Source organism: Bacillus cereus group sp. Bc031, from assembly GCF_027716265.1.
In the GTDB taxonomy this organism is placed as follows: Bacteria; Bacillota; Bacilli; order Bacillales; family Bacillaceae_G; genus Bacillus_A; species Bacillus_A paranthracis.
In genome coordinates this window covers 1-16,175 of sequence record NZ_JAQFUL010000019.1, presented here as the reverse complement: position 1 = coordinate 16,175, position 16,175 = coordinate 1, and the positions used below count along the sequence as shown (strand labels likewise).

Sequence of the window (16,175 nt, the reverse complement as noted above, 5' to 3'; positions counted from 1 at the left end):
TTACTCAAAATCTTTATCGTTTTTTTTAGACAATTCTTTAAGCATAAGAATATGTGGGATTCCATCTTCCATAAATGGGTCAGATGAAGTCCGATAACCAAGTTTCTTATAAAAACCTTCTGCTTGCGTTTGTCCGTGTAATTTTACTTGGGACAGTCCCATTACTTTTGCTATTTCTTCTAATGCATTAATAATTACTTTTCCAAGACCAAATTTACGGAATGGTTCTAAGATACAAATCCTCTCCAATTTACCTAAGCCATCAAGGGTTCTTATCCTTCCCGTACCAACTGGTTGTTGATTGTAATAGACTAATATGTGCTTACATTTTCCACTCAGCGTATCAAATTCATCAAACTCATCTTCTATTGGTACGCCCTGTTCCTCAACAAATACCTCTTTCCTTATACTAAATGCTGTCTTTAAATCCTCATCTACTGTAATTCTTATTAACTCCACTTATCTTCGTCCCTTTCTGGATTTATTCTTTTTAACAAGTCATAATTAGTTCATACCTAAAACAATTTATATGATTTTCGTTGCAAATGCAACAAAAAATCGGGAGTGATACATAATGACGGAAATTCTTCGTGAAATTGGAATGATAGCAAGAGCCTTAGATTCGATTAGCAATATTGAATTTAAAGAATATGGCCTAACAAAAGGACAATATTTGTATCTTGTTCGAATATATGAGAATCCAGGCATTATTCAAGACAAGTTGGCGGAAATGATAAAAGTGGACCGAACAACAGCAGCCCGTGCAATAAAAAAACTTGAAACCGAAGGTTTTATTGAAAAAAGGAACGATGAAAACAATAAAAAGGTTAAAAAGTTGTTTCCAACTGAGAAAGGTGAGAAAGTATACCCGTTTTTAAAAAGAGAAGGAGAGTATTCCAATGGTGTCGCATTATCTGGGTTTTCACAAGAAGAAACAAAAGCAATCTTCAATCTTCTTCAAAGGGTTAGAAAAAATATTGAGGTCGAGTGGGAGTTCGTAAAAAAGGGAAACAAAAGGGAATACTAATTTACCAAGTTAATTGTGAATTAGTGGACTTAAAATAACGGGTGCGTTAGTGAAACAAGAACACCATAAAAAGGACCATGAATTTAGGTCCTTTTTTATTTATGAATAATCAACAATACTGTTCATTTTAATTCACTGGCCTGCCCTTATTTTTTTGATCCAAACGCGTTGAATACATGTAGCTAAAGTGAAGGGTTTGATTTTATTATGTTTTTGATACATTACTATTGATAAATTCAAGCGCCGAGCCGAGAAGATATTGAAGTAACAAAACGCTTAGTAGAATGCGGTCGGATTATCGGAATTGAAGTGCTCGATCATATTATAATAGGTGACCATAAATTCGTGAGTTTAAAGGAAAAAGGTCATATTTAAGACTATGCTTTTTACTTATTTTGTTTTATAATGTGATTTATGAGTTTTTTGTAGAAAATTATCTACAAAAAGGATAAAGATATAAAAAACGTACTGTTTTTATAATATAAAGTAAGAAAAAATGAGTCCGTGAAAACAAGAAAGGAAGATAAATAATATGTTTGGATTTGGTGGCTTTACTCGCGATCTTGGAATAGACTTAGGAACTGCGAACACGCTTGTATATGTAAAGGGAAAAGGTGTAGTTTTACGTGAACCTTCAGTAGTAGCGTTACAAACTGATACGAAACAAATCGTTGCTGTAGGTAGCGATGCAAAACAAATGATTGGTCGTACACCAGGAAACGTTGTGGCACTTCGCCCGATGAAAGACGGTGTAATTGCTGATTACGAAACAACAGCAACAATGATGAAATATTACATTCAACAAGCTCAAAAATCAAATGGATTCTTCTCACGTAAGCCTTATGTAATGGTATGTGTACCATCTGGTATTACAGCTGTAGAAAGACGTGCAGTAATCGATGCGACTCGTCAAGCTGGTGCTCGTGATGCTTATCCTATCGAAGAACCATTTGCAGCAGCAATTGGTGCAAACTTACCTGTTTGGGAACCAACTGGTAGCATGGTTGTTGATATTGGTGGCGGTACAACAGAAGTTGCAATCATTTCTTTAGGTGGTATTGTAACAAGTCAATCAGTTCGTGTTGCTGGTGATGATATGGATGATTCAATCATTCAGTACATTAAGAAAAGCTACAACTTAATGATCGGTGAAAGAACAGCTGAAGCATTAAAATTAGAAATCGGTTCTGCAGGCGAGCCAGAAGGTATCGAGCCTATGGAAATTCGCGGTCGTGATTTAGTAAGTGGTTTACCAAAAACAGTACTAATTCAGCCAGAAGAAATTGCAGATGCATTAAAAGATACAGTAGATGCCATTGTAGAATCTGTTAAAAATACGTTAGAGAAAACTCCACCTGAATTAGCGGCAGACATTATGGACCGTGGTATCGTATTAACAGGTGGCGGAGCATTACTACGTAACTTAGATAAAGTAATTAGTGAAGAAACAAATATGCCAGTTCTTGTTGCAGAAGACCCATTAGATTGCGTAGCAATTGGAACGGGTAAAGCATTAGACAATATCGATCTTTTCAAAACTGCTGCTCGATAATATTGCAAAATAAAAATCAATGAAATTAAGAGGGTGTGAACGTGCCACAGTTTTTCTTAAACAAAAGATTAATTGTTTTGTTAGTTAGTATTATTCTTCTCGTGGCATTGATTGGAATCTCATTGAAAGAACGGAACAGTTTAACATGGCCAGAGCAGTTTGTTAAAGACACTGTTGGTGTTGTAGAACGTGTATTCCAAAAGCCAGCGAAATACGTAGCTGGATTCTTTGAAAATGTAGAGGATGTAAAGCGCACGTATGAAGAGAATAAAGAATTAAAAGCAAAATTAGACAATTATGCAGGTCTATCAGGGAAAGTAAAACAATTAGAAGATGATAACAAGAAGTTACAAGAGTTAACGGGTAAAGATAAGTTAAATAGCGGTTATACTGAAATTCCAGCGACTGTTGTTTCTCGTAATCCAGATAAATGGTACGATTTAGTTGGACTTGATAAAGGGGCACAGCAAGGAATAAAAAAAGATATGGCTGTATTAACTCCACAAGGTTTAGTGGGACGAGTGAAAAGTGTATCTCAGTTTACATCATCAGTAGAATTGTTAAGTTCTATGAGCCGAACAAATCGTGTTTCTGCTATCGTACAAGGGAATGAGAAAATCTTTGGATTGATTGAAGGTTACGATAAAGAAAAGCACTTACTTCTTTTCACAAAGATTGGTTCTGATGCACCGGTAGATAAGGATCAACTAGTTGTAACATCTGGGCTCGGTGATATTTTCCCGAAAGGTCTTGTAATTGGAAAAATCGTTGAAGTTCAGCAGGATCCATACGGTTTAACAAAAACAGCTTATGTAAAGCCAGCCGCTGATTTAAATGACGTAGAGCATGTTGTAGTTGCGAAACGTGAAACGCCTTCAGCGCCATTAGAATAGGAGGGGGAGAAGAGATGATGAAGATTTTAAAAAGAGCAGCTCTTCCTCTTTTGCTCCTTTTTGCTTTTTTATTTGAAAATATGTTTGCTACTATTGTTCCAACAGAGGTTTTTTGGAAAGACAGTATAGCATCACCTCATTTCTTTATCATTGTGTTATGTTTTATTACTGTGTACTATAGTCCGGTCCAAGGGATTTATTACGGACTATTATTTGGTTTCTTATTTGATACCGTATACACGGAACTTGTTGGTATATATATTTTTGCGTATCCGATTTTAGTTTATTTAGTTTATAGTGTGATGAAGGTACTACAATTGAATTTATTTATTGTTACTTCTATCGTACTAGCTAGCATAGTAGCATTAGAGTATTATGTGTATGGATTTTTAACTTTGTTAGGACGTACTCATATGTCGGCGTATGTCTTTTTCACAGATCGTCTCCTGTCTACTTTATTGCTAAATGCAATTTTCTTATTGATAGTTTGTTTCCCACTGAGACGATATTTAGTGCGTCTTTCAAAAGCGATGGAAGAAAAAGAAAAAAGGATTTTCTAATTTTATGTCGAATTGAATCGGTGGGGTGAACTTTAGTGGAAGAAAAAAAGCAACAAAATGTAACAATAAAAGGGACAAAAGACGGAATAACCCTTCATTTAGATGATTGTTGTTCATTCTCTGAATTATTGAAGGAATTGGATGAAAAGCTTTCTACACATTACTATGATGGTGATGGACGCTCTTTAATTGAAGTGCATGTGAAAGTAGGAAACCGTTATTTAACAGAAGTCCAACAAGAAGAGATTCGTACGTTAATTCGTAATAAAAAGAATCTCGTTGTGGATTCGATTGAAAGTGATGTTATAACGAAAGAGGAAGCAATAGCTTGGAAAGAAGAAACAGAAATCGTCCCTATTTCCAAAATTGTTCGCTCTGGACAAGTTTTACATGTAAAAGGAAATTTATTGTTAATTGGTGATGTTAATCCAGGCGGAACGGTTATCGCTGGGGGGAATATTTTTGTCGTAGGATCATTAAGAGGCATTGCACATGCGGGCTATTATGGGGATTCAGATGCTGTAATCGCTGCATCTGTTATGAACCCGATGCAACTTCGAATTAGTGATGTGGCAATGCGGGCTCCGGAAGAGAAAGAAGACGGAGCGGAGGCGGCAGAATGTGCGTATATTAATGAGAACAATCACATTGTTGTCGATCGACTGCAACTTCTCACTCATCTTAGACCTAATTTAACAAAGTTAGAAAGGGGAATTGTATAGCTGTGGGAGAGGCAATAGTAATTACATCTGGAAAAGGCGGTGTAGGTAAAACTACAACGTCTGCGAACATTGGGACAGCCCTAGCGTTATCTGGAAAGAAAGTGTGCTTAATTGACACAGATATCGGTCTTCGAAACTTAGACGTAGTAATGGGGCTGGAAAATCGTATTGTATTTGATCTTGTTGATGTCGTTGAAGGGCGTTGCCGTTTACCTCAGGCTCTTATTAAAGATAAACGTTTTGATGATCTTTATTTATTACCTGCAGCACAAACGAGTGATAAATCAGCGGTAACACCTGAACAAATGGATGAATTAATACAAGTATTACGTCAAGATTATGATTACATATTAATTGATTGTCCTGCGGGGATTGAGCAGGGATTTAAAAACGCGGTAGCTGGTGCGGATAAAGCAATTGTTGTTACGACGCCAGAAGTATCCTCAATGCGCGATGCGGATCGTATTATCGGGCTTTTAGAAAAAGAGGATATTGAACCACCGAAACTTGTTATTAATCGTGTGCGTAGTCATATGCTTGATGAACAGGATATGTTAGATGTTGATGAAATCGTACGTACATTGTCAATCGAGCTTCTTGGTGTTGTCGAAGATGATGATGAAGTTATTCGTGCTACAAATACAGGTGAGCCTGTAGCGTTGCAACCGAGCGGAAAAGCAGCGTTAGCTTATCGTAATATTGCAAGACGTTTGTTGGGTGAGAATGTCCCATTACAAGCATTTGAACAAGAAAAGGTATCGGTATTTACAAAGGTGAAAAACTTCTTTGGAATCCGTTAAAAGCACTTCGCATATTTGCGGAGTGCTTTCTTTTTTCTTCACACGAATATCTTCCATACCTAGCTCATACATATGTACAAACTGTATACAACTGTTTCTATGTACATTAGCTTAACGAAAGAAAGGAGACAGTATGAAGAATAGACGTGTAGAAGAAATTAAAAAACGGATTGCGAAGAGGAAGGCAGAGCAAGAAAGGATGGAGGAAGAGCAGTATTTTGCTGGAGGGAATTTTGATAGTGAAACAGTATTTATTGAAGATGGAGAAAAGGAAATTCATCCTTTATTTCGAAAAGAAGTGTTTTTCTTCAAAGTATTGTTATCAGTAATATTAGTTCTTTCTGTCGCTATTTTATATAAGAATGCACCAGCTTCTTTTGACGGTGCTAAAGCTGTTACAGAAAAAGTGATGAAAGAAGAATTTCAGTTTGCTACTGTAGCGAAATGGTACGAAAAACAGTTTGGAAAACCGCTCGTGTTCTATTCGCCTAATGAGAAAAAAGAAGAAAAGATTCAGCAAAAAGATTATGCCATTCCTGCTTCCGGAAAGGTAATGCAAGGGTTTCAAAAAAATGGCCAAGGTGTATTTGTACAAACAGCTACAAATGCAACTGTTGAGTCAGTGAATGAAGGGCTAGTAGTTTTTGCGGGCAAGAAAGAGGAACTTGGTAATACAGTTCAAATTCAGCATGCAGATGGTACGGAGTCATGGTATGCAAATTTAAATGATATGTCAGTGAAATTATATGATTACGTTTCAAAGAAACAAAAAATTGGAACAGTGAATAATGATGCGAATAATAAAAATGGTAAGTTTTATTTCGCAATAAAAAAGGATGAAAAATTTATTGATCCGATTCAGGTGATTTCATTTGATTAAATATAGAGATGTTTTAACAAAGATTTCAGTACATCCGTTGTTTTGGGTTATTATTGTCATTGGTATTTTCACGGCACGTTTTAAAGAGTTACTACTGTTATTTTGTATCGTTCTCATCCATGAACTTGGGCATGCTTTTGCAGCGGCACATTATAATTGGCGTATTAAGAAGATTCAACTTTTGCCGTTTGGTGGTGTGGCTGAGCTTGAGGAACATGGGAATAAATCATTGAAAGAGGAACTAGTTGTTGTAATTGCAGGACCTATTCAACATATTTGGATGATGGCGGTAGGCTATATGTTGTTTGAAGCTGGTTGGCTTCATGCGGAATTATATTATTTCTTTATGTGGAATAATATAATTATTTTAGCGTTTAATTTACTACCTATTTGGCCTCTTGATGGTGGAAAAGTATTGTTTAACGTACTATCATATCGTTTTCCTTATTTACAAGCACATGAAAAGATGATGAAATTATCATGTGTTTTTTTTAGTGTCATACTAGGATGGCAGTTACTTTGGAATAGTAACAATATTATGATGTGGGTACTACTCATATTTTTAGCGGTGTCGTTATATCAAGAATGGAAGCAAAGACGGTATGCCTTTATGCGTTTTTTATTAGAACGTTATTATGGGAACAAAAGAGGAATTGAAAAGATTGCACCGATTGAGGTGCAATCAGAAGATCATTTATATAAGATATTCACAAAATTTCGTAGAGGCTATAAGCATTCTATTATCGTCCGCGGAAAATATAAAGAACATTACACATTGGATGAAAATGAATTGCTTTATGCGTATTTTACTGAAAAACGAACAACTTCATCTGTTGAAGAATTAATCGGTTAGTGTTGACGTTAGCACTAATCTTTTATTATTGTAAAAGCAAAGAAGATTATAAAGTGAGGAAAGTATTTTGAAAACGTTATATATGAACTACGCTGGATCGGAAAAACGCGTTGCAATTGAAGAGAATAAGAAAATTGTTGAGTTTTTATGGAAACGAAATGAAGAACAAGAGATTGTTGGGCATATTTATGTTGGACGTATCGTAAGAACGATTGCTGGAATGAACGCAGCTTTTGTAAATATCGGTTTAGAAAAACATGCGTATCTTTCGTACGATGATGTACCATCTTCTTATCGAATACATGAAGGACAAGCGGTACTCGTACAAGTTGTGAAAGAGGCAATTGATACGAAAGGGCCAAAATTGACAGCGAACATAGAATTTACCGGGAAATATGTCGTTTATATGCCATATGATGAAATGCGCGCGGTTTCTCGGAAAATAAAAAACAATAAAAGAAGGCAACAACTACTCCAAATTGAAGTGGAAGGGACAGGAGGTTATATTTTCCGCTCTGCTTCTGAAAAAGGAGAAATTGAAGAAATACAAGCTGAAATGCAAAGGTTACAGCAGTTATATGAAGAGTTAAAAAGAAAAGAGGGCCAAGGAAAGGCACCGTTACTACTTCATCGACCGGCGACTTTTTTAGATCGTGTATTTCAAGAGAATCCGATTGAAACGATTGAAAAAGTAATTGTAGATACAAGAAGTATAGTAAAAGAGTTAGAAGAAAAAGTTGGTAAAGAGAAAGTGTCCTTTTATAATGAAAAATCTTCAATGTTTAACCATTTTGGAATAGAGCGTGAAATTGAGAAAGCACTTCAAAAAATTGTGTGGCTCCCGAATGGCGCTTATTTAATTGTGGAGCAAATGGAGACGATGACTGTAATTGATGTGAATACGGGTAAGTTTACTGGAAAACAGAATTTACAAGATACAGTCCTTCGTACAAATGAAGTGGCAGCTGAAGAGATAGCGCGTCAATTAAGACTGCGTGATATTGGTGGTATGATATTAATTGACTTTATTAATATGAAAAGAAGAGAAGATAAAGAAAAAATAAGAGAATGTCTCATCGCTGCTATGCAACATGATCGTACATATACAAGGGTGCTTGGGTTTACAGAGTTAGGGATTTTAGAGATGACGCGTAAACGTAAAAAACATTCTTTACGTGACGTATTACTTGAAGAGTGTGCACCGTGTAAAGCGACAGGGTATGTGATGTCATATGAAACGATTGCGTATGAGCTAGAGAGAGAGCTAATTACATATGGAAATATAGAAGATGAGGCGGTATTAATCTCTGCACCTAAAGAACTGCAAAAACAATTTTTGCAAAAAGAATTACAAAAAAATATTCCATTTGAAATTTATTTCAAAGATGATATGATCGAAAAGTACGCTATTATCCGTTTTGGAAGTAAAAAAGAAATTATAGAACGGAAAAAATAGTTATTAGAACTTTCATTGACAATAGTCTATGATTCATGATAACATCTTTATGTTATAGTTTATAGCACCTAAACGGCTATATGCTACAACCGCACAAGACAGGTTCCTTAAAGGCATTTATGTCTACCTCGTTTTTGGCGAGTCTTAGTAATTAAGAGGAGGTGCAAGTATGTACGCAATTATCGAAACAGGTGGAAAACAAATCAAAGTTGAAGCTGGTCAAGAAATCTACATTGAAAAATTAGATGTTGAAGCTGGTGAAACTGTTACTTTTGACAAAGTTCTTTTCGTTGGTGGCGAAAACGTGAAAGTTGGTAGCCCAGTTGTAGAAGGTGCAACAGTTACTGCGAAAGTTGAAAAACACGGTCGCGCTAAGAAAATCATCGTTTTCAAATACAAAGCGAAAAAGAACAATCGTAAGAAACAAGGTCATCGTCAACCTTACACTAAGCTAGTTGTTGAAGCTATCAACGCTTAATTCTGGTTAACATGATTAAAATTACGATAAGTCGCACGAAATTAGGAAGTATCCAATCATTTAAAATGACTGGACATGCCGATTATGCGCCACATGGACAAGATCTTGTCTGTGCTGGAACTACAGCGGTTGTGTTTGGTTCCATAAATGCTGTGGAAGAACTTTGTAATGTGCAGGCAACTATTGAACTCGGAAGTGATGGTGGATTCTTAACGTATGAATTGCCTAATGATTTAGACGTTCATACAGCAGAAAAAGCACAGATACTTTTAGAAGGATTGGTTGTTTCGCTTAAGACGATCGAACTTGATTACGGAAAGTATATCCGTTTAATAGAAAAAGTGCAGGAGGTGTAACGTATGTTAAGATTAGATCTTCAGTTTTTCGCATCTAAGAAAGGTGTAGGTAGTACAAAGAACGGTCGTGACTCTCAGTCAAAACGTCTTGGTGCTAAACGCGCAGATGGTCAAACGGTTACAGGTGGTTCAATTCTTTACCGTCAACGCGGTACAAAAATTTATCCAGGTGTTAACGTTGGTCGTGGTGGCGATGACACTTTATACGCGAAAGTTGACGGCGTAGTACGCTTCGAGCGTCTTGGCCGTGACCGCAAACAAGTGAGCGTATATCCTGTTGCTCAAGAAGCATAAGAACTCACGGAAAACTCTAACCTGAGTGCAGGTTAGAGTTTTTCTATATTAAGGAGTATCTAAATGAATAAAAAATGGACAATTATAGATGCATTGCGCCATTCAAGACATGATTGGCTCAATCGTATGCAGATGGTGAAAGGAAACCTTTCCCTTGGAAAAGTGGAAGAAATTCATAGTCTCATCGATCGTTTTGTCCAAGAAGCGAGACAAGAATCCAATCTGATGGGGCTATCAATGCCTTTATTTTCAGAGTGGATTTTAACATATAATTGGAAACAGCAGCCGTGCTTATTGGAGTACGAAGTATTAGGGAATTTACATAACTTATCTCACTTAGATGAGACTGTATGTACATGGACGAATCAATTTTTCTCAATGCTTCAGCATAGTTTAGACGTATATGTTGAAAATTATGTTTGTATCACAATTGAATGTGACGCGGAGAATGCTCGTTTCTTTTTTGATTTTCGTGGTAAGCTAACGAGTGTAGAAGAACTACAGAATTGGCTTGCGAACCAAAACAATAAATGGTATTCCATTTCTTATACAGTAAGAGACGAAGAAGTCTCAGTTATATTACAACCAATTGAAAAAAGTGTGGTGAAATAATGTTTGTAGATCAGGTCAAGATATATGTAAAAGGCGGCGACGGTGGTAACGGAATGGTTGCGTATCGTCGTGAGAAGTATGTTCCAAAAGGTGGTCCAGCAGGTGGCGACGGTGGTAAAGGTGCAGATGTTGTTTTCGTTGTTGAAGAAGGCTTACGTACATTAATGGACTTCCGCTACCAACGTCATTTCAAAGCTGATCGTGGTCAGCACGGAATGAGTAAAGGGCAGCACGGTCGTAAAGCTGAAGATTTAATCGTTAAAGTTCCGCCAGGAACGGTAGTAAAAGATGAAAAAACAGGTCAAATTCTTGCGGATTTAGTAACACATGGACAAACAGCTGTAATTGCAAAAGGTGGCCGCGGTGGCCGTGGTAACTCACGTTTCGCAACAGCTACGAACCCAGCGCCAGAAATTGCTGAGAATGGGGAACCAGGTCAAGAACGTGATGTCATTCTAGAACTTAAAGTACTAGCAGACGTTGGACTTGTTGGATTCCCAAGTGTAGGTAAATCTACATTATTATCTGTCGTATCATCAGCACGTCCGAAAATTGCAGAGTATCACTTTACAACAATCGTTCCAAACCTTGGTGTTGTTGAAACAGGTGATAACCGCAGCTTCGTTATGGCTGACCTTCCTGGACTAATTGAAGGCGCACATGCCGGCGTTGGACTTGGTCATCAATTCCTGCGTCATATTGAGCGTACACGTGTAATCGTGCATGTAATTGATATGTCTGGTTTAGAAGGCCGTGATCCATATGAAGATTACGTAACGATTAATAATGAATTAAAAGAATACAATCTTCGCTTAACGGAGCGTCCACAAGTTGTTGTTGCAAACAAAATGGATATGCCAGATGCAGAAGAAAACTTACAAGCATTTAAAGAGAAAGTGGGAGACGAAGTAAAAATCTTCCCAATCTCAGCTGTAACGAAACAAGGTGTTCGTGATTTACTATTTGAAGTAGCGAACTTATTAGAAACAACACCTGAATTCCCAATACATGAAGTTGCGGATGAGTCTGATACAAGTGTAATGTACAAACTTGAGACTGAAGGTGTTAAATTTGACATTACACGTGAAAGTGATGGCACGTTTGTTATCTCTGGTTACGATATCGAGAAAACATTCAAGATGACAGACTTCTCACGTGATGAATCTGTACGTCGTTTCGCTCGCCAAATGCGCGGAATGGGTATTGATGAAGCGCTTCGTGCACGTGGTGCAAAAGACGGAGATATTGTAAAAATTCTTGAATATGAATTTGAATTTATCGACTAAGACTGCCGAAATATGGCAGTCTTTTTTTATATCGTAAAAGTCTGATTTATACAGGAAAAAATCCCCACTAATTAAATTTTCAATTTATAATAGAAAAAGAAGTGGTTTTATAAGAACTTTTTATGGGGAGAAAGTGAACATGTATAAAATATTAATTGTAGAAGACGATGAAAAAATCGCGGGGATATTAGAGGAGCCTTTAGAAAGGTATGGCTATCAGTCATTTCGAGCAAGTGATTTACGACATATAAAAGATGAGTTTGTAAAAGTAAATCCACATCTCGTGTTACTTGATATTAATTTACCGTATTTTGATGGTTTCTATTGGTGTCGTCAAATCCGCACTGTATCGAATGCACCAATTATTTTTGTTTCTGCAAGAACGGGGGAAATGGATCAAGTAATGGCAATTGAAAATGGCGGAGATGATTACATTACGAAGCCATTCCATTTAGACATTGTAATGGCTAAGGTAAAAAGTGCACTTCGTCGTGGGTATGGTGAATATGCTTCTGCGGCAGAAAGCGATTGTTTAGGTGTAAATGGACTGTTGTTATTCCCATCTCAGCACGTTGTTGAGTGGCAAGGGCAACAAACAGAACTGACAAAAAATGAATTTTACTTATTAGAGTGTTTAATGAAACAAGCAGATCAATATGTAACGCGCGAAGAATTGTTAGAAGCCCTCTGGGATGAGGTAGCTTTTGTTGATGATAATACATTAACCGTAAATGTAAAACGTGTAAGAAAGAAACTAGAGGAGCTAGGCATTAAAAATGCAATTGTAACGAAACGTGGATACGGTTATGCGCTTCTTACAGAGTGGGGAGAAGGACATGAAGGTTAAAGATTACCTCATGGACCGCTTTTCTTTAATTCTTTCTTACATTGTTAGCCTCTGTTTATTTGGGCTCGTTTTGCAGTTGCAAAGTCTTTTAGAAAAGCGATCTATTGATTGGAATACATGGTTATACGGACTTTTATTAGGGACAGTTGTTTTTACTGTATATCTCATTTACGATTACCGAAAACGGAGTGTGTTTTTAAAGAGGATTAAAAAGTATGTTACTGGCGGAAATACATTACATGATTCCTTACTTATTGATACTTCTTATACGGCAGAGCAAGAGATGGTCGTTGAATCGTTTACGCTATTAAGACAGCAATATATGAATGAAGTTCATAAACAACATGCAAAAGAACAACAGCAAATGATATTTATGAACCAATGGATTCATCAAATGAAAACACCGGTATCTGTTATTGAGTTACTATTACAGAAGTTTGGTAAAGAGCATCGTGAAGCAAGGGCAACAGTTGAAAGTATTCGTGAAGAAAATAATCGCATACTAAATGGTTTAGATTTAGCGTTACATATGGCAAGGTTAGAGCAGTTTGCGAAAGATTATAAAGTAGAAGTAGTAAATGTGATAGATATTATTAGAGGTATTATTAATGAAAATAGAAAGTCTTTCATTCAATCGTCTGTATTTCCGAAAGTGATGTTTGAGGAAGATACTTGTATGGTTGCCTCTGATAGAAAATGGCTCAGTATTGCTATAGGACAAATTGTTGTAAATGCAATTAAGTATACAAAAATTTCGGAAGCAGAGAAAAAGGAAATTCAATTTCAAATTGAAGAGAAAGATCAAAAGGTGTTATTACATATTCAGGACAATGGAATCGGTATTCCAGAGCAAGATGTAAAGCGTATATTTGATCCATTCTTTACAGGGGTAAATGGCCGGAAAACGAGAGAAGCGACTGGAATGGGTTTATATATTACGAAGGAAATTTGTGATAATTTACATCACGGTATGTATGTGCAATCGGCTGAAGGGGAAGGGACAACATTCACGTTCCAATTTGCAAAAGATGAAGAATATCATACATTAATGAGAAAAATGACAAAACTGTAAGATAACAAAACGTTTTGTAAGGGAAATCACTCGTTTCTTTTTCTTATTTTTCTTATAGTAAATGTAAGAAGAAAACACATAGGGGGATTAGAAATGAGTGTTCTTGAAGTAAAAGGATTAACGAAGGTGTACCAATCGAAAGGTTCAGTAGCAACGACTGCTTTAAATGATATAAATTTTAAAATAGAAGAAGGCGAATTTGTAGGGATTATGGGTCCTTCAGGGAGCGGAAAAACAACGCTTTTAAATTTATTAGCACAATTGATAAGCAAACTTCAGGTCATGTGCTTGTAAATGGGGAAGAAATTAATCAAATGCGTGCTGCAAAATTAGCGGAGTTTCGCCGTACACATTTAGGATTCATTTTCCAAGATTTTAACTTACTTGATACGTTATCGATTAAAGAAAATATCATTTTACCACTTGTAATGGCGAAGAAATCTGTAAATGAAATCGATGCAAAAGTGCTTGAGATTGCAAAGTTTTTAAATATCGAGGGCATTTTAAACAAAAAGGTATATGAAGTATCAGGTGGCCAACAACAACGTGCAGCAGCTGCGAGAGCGATCATTCATGAACCGACGCTAATTTTAGCAGATGAGTCAACTGGAAACTTAGATTCTAAGTCGGCAAAATCATTAATGAGCGCGATGCAAGATTTGCATGAACAAAAGAAAGTAACAATTGCAATGGTAACGCATGATCCAGTAGCGGCGAGTTATTGCGAACGTATTCTTTTCATACGTGATGGAGAGATTTTCTCAGAAATACATAAGGGAAGAACGAAACAAGCCTTTTTCCAAGAAATTCTGGACGTACTTGCGATGCTAGGAGGGGAATATCATGAACTTTCGCCAGCTCGCGCTTAATAATGTAAAAGGAAATTGGCGTAATTATAAAGCGTTTCTTATAAGTAGTTGTTTATCGATAGTCGTATTTTTCATGTATGCTTCCTTCATTTATCATCCAGATGTTGTAGGCGGTAATATTAGTATGAGGGAGATGATTTCAAAAGGGTTAGAATCAATGAATTATATTGTAGTCATCTTCTCAGCACTCTTTATTTTATATGCAAATTCAACATTTTTACGAGCAAGGAAAAAAGAGTTTGGTCTATTAACATTAATAGGCGGAACAAAATCTCAACTTGGCCGAATGATTATATTAGAGCAGCTTATGTTAGGTAGTATTGCAATTGTAGTAGGTATTGGACTTGGTATGCTTTGTTCAAAATTATTCTTCCAAGCATTAAGCGTAATATTGAAAATAGATAAAACACTTCCACTCGTATGGAATAGTAAAGCGGTTTTGATTACAGCAGGTGTATACTTTATTCTATTTTTAATCCTATCATTGTTTAGCGTTTGGACAGTAGGACGCTTGCAAATTATCGATTTATTAAGAGAAGCAAGAAAACAAAAAGTAGAGCCTTTTGCATTTACATGGTTATGCGTAGTTGGTATAGGATGTATTATTGTTGCATATGTACTTAGCTTCCAAGTAACATTTATGAATTTTATCATTCTGTTTTTACCAATTGTAGGGCTGACGATAGGCGGAACTTATTTGCTGTTTACACAAGGTAGTACAGTTGTATTAAAGGCGTTACAAAAACGAAAAAAATCTTTTTATACATATCCAAATATGTTTGTACTTAGCAATCTTATTTATAAAATGAAAGATAATGCTCGTTTTTTATTTGTAATTTCTATCATTACGGCGGTAGTATCTTCAGCAGTTGGTACGCTGTACGTATTTTTTGAGGATATGAGTTATAAGGCAGTAACTAGTACCCCGCATGCTATTTCGTATGAGGAAAAGGGAATATATACGCATAATGTCATCAAAGAAGGAAAAGCAAAACAATTAATAAAAAAACACGGATTTGAAGAAGCGCGAGAAGTAACGTACGTAAAACTTCCTGGAACTCAAAAAATCACGATGTTTAACAGTGAACATGAAATGCCAATGGCGATTGTTTCAGAAAAAGAATATAACGCTGAAGTACGTAAACAAAAAAGAGAGCAAGTTAGAGAAGTTCATAATGCACCAGGTAGTGCAACGATGGTCATAACGGATATGGCGAACGATATGATGAAGATAGATCGTACGAAACCGCATGAAATTAAAATTAACGGACAAACGCAGTCTGTTCAATTAAATAAGCCAACTCCTTTTTCTGTTTTTAATGATAGTGAATATCTCATTGTAAATGATCAAGATTTTGAGAAATACGCAAAGCTCGTACCGGATGAAGAAAAGACGAAATATTACGGTTATTATATAGAAGACTGGAAAAGTACAGAAGATCTTGTGTTAGATTTGAAAAAGGAAATTGTACCAGATAAACAAGGGGAACTAAACAACTCGGTGCTCGCTTATAAAAATATAAGGGAATCAGGGGCAATTACACATGCCCATCAACTTAAGAACGAAAACAAAATGAACTTTCGTTCAAACAAACTAAAAAACACGTAATGTACTTTT

General features: G+C 36.3%; 17 protein-coding genes, 3 pseudogenes and 1 other annotated feature. Of the genes and pseudogenes, 19 read left to right on the top strand and 1 reads right to left on the bottom strand.

What is annotated here, in order from left to right; all coding sequences use genetic code 11:
• The gene (locus PDQ33_RS10035) at positions 1-459 is read right to left on the bottom strand and encodes a GNAT family N-acetyltransferase (protein ID WP_270755526.1); all 459 of its coding nucleotides are present in this window, start codon (positions 457-459) and stop codon (positions 1-3) included.
• Between the two features lie 115 nt (positions 460-574).
• On the opposite strand from PDQ33_RS10035, the gene PDQ33_RS10030 reads away from it, so the two are divergent.
• From PDQ33_RS10030 to PDQ33_RS09940, 19 genes and pseudogenes are all read left to right on the top strand, one after another.
• Positions 575-1,027 carry a MarR family winged helix-turn-helix transcriptional regulator gene (locus PDQ33_RS10030; protein ID WP_270755528.1) on the top strand — a complete coding sequence of 151 codons (453 nt, stop codon included), beginning with the start codon at positions 575-577 and terminating at the stop codon, positions 1,025-1,027.
• A 243-nt stretch (positions 1,028-1,270) separates the two neighbouring features.
• Positions 1,271-1,402, top strand: a pseudogene (locus PDQ33_RS10025) (JAB domain-containing protein); the annotation flags it as partial.
• A gap of 157 nt (positions 1,403-1,559) precedes the next feature.
• Complete coding sequence (gene mreB / locus PDQ33_RS10020; RefSeq protein ID WP_000466737.1) at positions 1,560-2,579, top strand: cell shape-determining protein MreB; 1,020 nt, start codon at positions 1,560-1,562, stop codon at positions 2,577-2,579.
• Positions 2,580-2,620: 41 nt separating this feature from the next.
• Complete coding sequence (gene mreC, locus PDQ33_RS10015; protein ID WP_001135483.1) at positions 2,621-3,472, top strand: rod shape-determining protein MreC; 852 nt, start codon at positions 2,621-2,623, stop codon at positions 3,470-3,472.
• Between the two features lie 14 nt (positions 3,473-3,486).
• Entirely contained in the window at positions 3,487-4,032 is a 546-nt protein-coding gene (mreD, locus tag PDQ33_RS10010; RefSeq protein ID WP_000975746.1) for a rod shape-determining protein MreD, read from the top strand.
• Between the two features lie 35 nt (positions 4,033-4,067).
• On the top strand, positions 4,068-4,754 hold the full coding sequence (gene minC, locus PDQ33_RS10005; RefSeq protein WP_000391517.1) for a septum site-determining protein MinC: 687 nt from the start codon (positions 4,068-4,070) through the stop codon (positions 4,752-4,754).
• Between the two features lie 2 nt (positions 4,755-4,756).
• Entirely contained in the window at positions 4,757-5,554 is a 798-nt protein-coding gene (gene minD, locus PDQ33_RS10000) for a septum site-determining protein MinD (RefSeq protein ID WP_270755533.1), read from the top strand.
• 133 nt (positions 5,555-5,687) lie between these two features.
• A complete protein-coding gene (spoIVFA, locus tag PDQ33_RS09995; RefSeq protein ID WP_061132105.1) occupies positions 5,688-6,434 on the top strand; it encodes a stage IV sporulation protein SpoIVFA in 747 nt (248 codons plus the stop codon).
• Positions 6,427-7,287 (top strand): stage IV sporulation intramembrane metalloprotease SpoIVFB, encoded by an 861-nt coding sequence (gene spoIVFB / locus PDQ33_RS09990; RefSeq protein WP_000599049.1) that lies wholly within the window; start codon positions 6,427-6,429, stop codon positions 7,285-7,287. The genes spoIVFA and spoIVFB overlap by 8 nt, the downstream gene beginning before the upstream one ends.
• Positions 7,288-7,354: 67 nt before the next feature.
• Complete coding sequence (locus PDQ33_RS09985; protein ID WP_000855455.1) at positions 7,355-8,743, top strand: Rne/Rng family ribonuclease; 1,389 nt, start codon at positions 7,355-7,357, stop codon at positions 8,741-8,743.
• A gap of 77 nt (positions 8,744-8,820) precedes the next feature.
• Positions 8,821-8,898: a sequence feature (ribosomal protein L21 leader region), on the top strand.
• 14 nt (positions 8,899-8,912) lie between these two features.
• Entirely contained in the window at positions 8,913-9,221 is a 309-nt protein-coding gene (gene rplU / locus PDQ33_RS09980) for a 50S ribosomal protein L21 (protein ID WP_000270908.1), read from the top strand.
• 11 nt (positions 9,222-9,232) lie between these two features.
• Complete coding sequence (locus PDQ33_RS09975) at positions 9,233-9,577, top strand: ribosomal-processing cysteine protease Prp (RefSeq protein ID WP_001993153.1); 345 nt, start codon at positions 9,233-9,235, stop codon at positions 9,575-9,577.
• Between the two features lie 3 nt (positions 9,578-9,580).
• The gene (rpmA, locus tag PDQ33_RS09970) at positions 9,581-9,871 is read left to right on the top strand and encodes a 50S ribosomal protein L27 (protein WP_000944958.1); all 291 of its coding nucleotides are present in this window, start codon (positions 9,581-9,583) and stop codon (positions 9,869-9,871) included.
• A 63-nt stretch (positions 9,872-9,934) separates the two neighbouring features.
• Positions 9,935-10,483, top strand: coding sequence for a sporulation initiation phosphotransferase B (locus tag PDQ33_RS09965; RefSeq protein ID WP_001037006.1), 549 nt, complete (start codon positions 9,935-9,937; stop codon positions 10,481-10,483).
• The gene (obgE, locus tag PDQ33_RS09960; RefSeq protein WP_000497115.1) at positions 10,483-11,769 is read left to right on the top strand and encodes a GTPase ObgE; all 1,287 of its coding nucleotides are present in this window, start codon (positions 10,483-10,485) and stop codon (positions 11,767-11,769) included. Before PDQ33_RS09965 ends, obgE begins: the two co-directional genes overlap by 1 nt.
• Before the next feature lie 139 nt (positions 11,770-11,908).
• Positions 11,909-12,616, top strand: a complete 708-nt coding sequence (locus PDQ33_RS09955; protein WP_270755541.1) for a response regulator transcription factor — start codon at positions 11,909-11,911, stop codon at positions 12,614-12,616.
• Entirely contained in the window at positions 12,606-13,688 is a 1,083-nt protein-coding gene (locus PDQ33_RS09950; RefSeq protein ID WP_061132106.1) for a HAMP domain-containing histidine kinase, read from the top strand. The genes PDQ33_RS09955 and PDQ33_RS09950 overlap by 11 nt, the downstream gene beginning before the upstream one ends.
• Before the next feature lie 93 nt (positions 13,689-13,781).
• Positions 13,782-14,557: pseudogene (locus PDQ33_RS09945) on the top strand (ABC transporter ATP-binding protein).
• A pseudogene (locus tag PDQ33_RS09940) lies at positions 14,532-16,100 on the top strand (ABC transporter permease); the annotation flags it as partial. The pseudogenes PDQ33_RS09945 and PDQ33_RS09940, both read left to right, overlap by 26 nt.
• Positions 16,101-16,175: the final 75 nt, after the last annotated feature.